This window comes from uncultured Porphyromonas sp., from assembly GCF_934359325.1.
Taxonomy (GTDB): domain Bacteria; phylum Bacteroidota; class Bacteroidia; order Bacteroidales; family Porphyromonadaceae; genus Porphyromonas_A.
Window position 1 is genome coordinate 1 of the sequence record NZ_CAKRLH010000249.1, and the last position, 2115, is coordinate 2115.

The following is a 2115-nucleotide window of genomic DNA, read 5'->3' on the forward strand; positions in this document are numbered from 1 at the left end:
CCTGCTATCGACGTCCTCTCTGTCAACTATCAGTCTCCCGAGGTGGGAGGTGGTGTGATCGGGGACTTACCTCGTCCGATGACGCTTGAGGAGATCGTGGACAGCATGTCCGCCTTCCAGCCTGTTGAGAGGGTCTGTCACAGCCGCTACGACGGACACAAGATCAGCAGGGTGGCGTTCTGCAGCGGATCCGGTGCCTCCCTCTATAGGCGAACAGGGAGGATGGGGGCGGAGCTATTCATCACAGGAGAGGCGAAGTACAATGACTTTTACGACGCTACTGACTACACGGTACTGGCAACTTACGGACACTACGAGTCCGAGCTGATGACTCAGAATATCTTAGGGAATATCTTATCAGAGAAAATGGGTACATTTGCACTCCACTACTCTGTAAATAGTGCAAATCCGGTAAATTATCTCGAGAGAAGTAATGGCAAGTAATAAATCTATAGATCAAGAGGAGCTCTCCGTGCAGGAGAAGCTCAAGGCTCTGTATAAGCTACAGCTGGTCACCAGTGAGATCGATCGTATACGTATCATCCGCGGCGAGCTGCCGGAGGAGGTGCGAGACCTGGAGGATGAGATCGAGGGACGCCACACTCGGTATCAGAAGGATCAGGAGGAGATCGAGGAGCTTAATCGCCTGATCGGCGAGTACAAGGAGAGTACGATCAACTCTAATGAGCTGATCAAGAAGTACAATGAGCAACTCCATAATATCAGCAACAATAGAGAGTATGACCTCTTAGTCAAGGAGATAGAGTATCAGGAGCTGGAGATACAGGGCTTCGAGAAGGATACTCGTCTCGCCAAGGAGCGCATTGCTCGACTTGAGGAGGCCATGGAGGAGCTGAGCCACGAGACTGAGGAGAGAGAGAAAGACCTTGAGGTCAAGAAGACAGAGCTCGACACCATTATCTCTGAGACAAAGGATCAAGAGGACAGACTGCACGATCAGACTAAGGAGCTCGAGACCAAGATCGATGAGCGTCTGCTGAGAGCTTTCCACAGGACACGTGACTCCTACAGAAATGGTCTCGCTGTCGTGACGATCGATCGTGGCGCATGCAAGGGGTGCTTCAATAAGATCCCCCCTCAGAGGATCATCGACATCCAGTCTCGTAAGAAGATCACCGCATGTGAGTATTGCGGCCGTGTCCTGGTCGATCCCGAGCTTGCAGAGGAGTCTGCACGTGAGGTCGATCTACAGTGATCGAGGATTTTCCATAGACGACTTAGGAGTGCCTCAGAGCTTTTGTGCCCTGAGGCACTCTCTGCTATTATGTCACTAACACTACCTGACCATACGATGCATGAGGGCTCGACGATCATCGTCGGGCTCAGTGGAGGGGCGGACTCAGTCTGTCTGATGGACTTGCTCTACAGGTCCGGCTACAAGGTCATCGCCGCGCATGTCAATTTTCATCTCCGGGGAGGCGAAAGCGACAGGGACGAGACCTTTGTACGCCGGCTATGCCGTGACCGCTATCCCAATGTCAGGCTCGTCGTTAGATCTTTCGACACCATTGGATATGCGCGGGAGCAAGGCCTGTCTGTAGAGATGGCGGCTCGAGTACTGAGGTACGACTGGTTTGCTGAGCTTATGGTTGACTATGAGGCTGCTGCAATTGCGGTAGCTCATCATGCCGGTGATCAGGTGGAGACACTTCTCCTCAATCTTGCCAGGGGTACCGGCGGAAGAGGCCTCTGTGGCATGCGATCATATGATGAGCGGACCGCCATCTGGCGTCCGCTCCTCTCTGTCACACGCGACGAGATACTGCACTATCTCTCTGAGCAGCAGTTGCCCCATGTGGAGGACTCCACCAATGAAGATCCCTCCATTACTCGAAATCTCATCCGCCATAAGCTGATCCCGCTGTTTCGGGAGATAAATCCCTCCTTCACTTCTAGCACGATCAATACCATGTCCCATCTCCGCGAAGAGCAGGAGTATTTGGATCGACAAGTGGCGCAAGCTAAGTTGGCTCTCTGGAATAATGACTGTGGATGCCTAGACTTGGGCGGAGATCCCTTTGCTCTCTATCGGATAATGAGTGAGATGGATCTTACGGCGACCCAGATTGATGATATACTCTCTCCGTCTACTGA

At 52.5% G+C, this 2115-nt stretch carries 3 protein-coding genes; all 3 read left to right on the forward strand.

Annotated elements, in window-relative coordinates:
- Positions 1-444 (forward strand): Nif3-like dinuclear metal center hexameric protein (locus Q0F21_RS07445; RefSeq protein ID WP_297238750.1); only part of this gene is annotated, 444 nt, incomplete at its 5' end.
- Complete coding sequence (locus Q0F21_RS07450; protein WP_018106657.1) at positions 434-1216, forward strand: C4-type zinc ribbon domain-containing protein; 783 nt, start codon at positions 434-436, stop codon at positions 1214-1216. The genes Q0F21_RS07445 and Q0F21_RS07450, both read left to right, overlap by 11 nt.
- Positions 1217-1285: 69 nt before the next feature.
- A partial coding sequence (gene tilS / locus Q0F21_RS07455; protein ID WP_297238752.1) for a tRNA lysidine(34) synthetase TilS occupies positions 1286-2115 on the forward strand: 830 nt, incomplete at its 3' end.

Bases quoted from the DNA above. Each gene is read 5' to 3' on its own strand.
- Q0F21_RS07450 (WP_018106657.1), top strand. From the start codon at position 434: ATGGCAAGTAATAAATCTATAGATCAAGAGGAGCTCTCCGTGCAGGAG.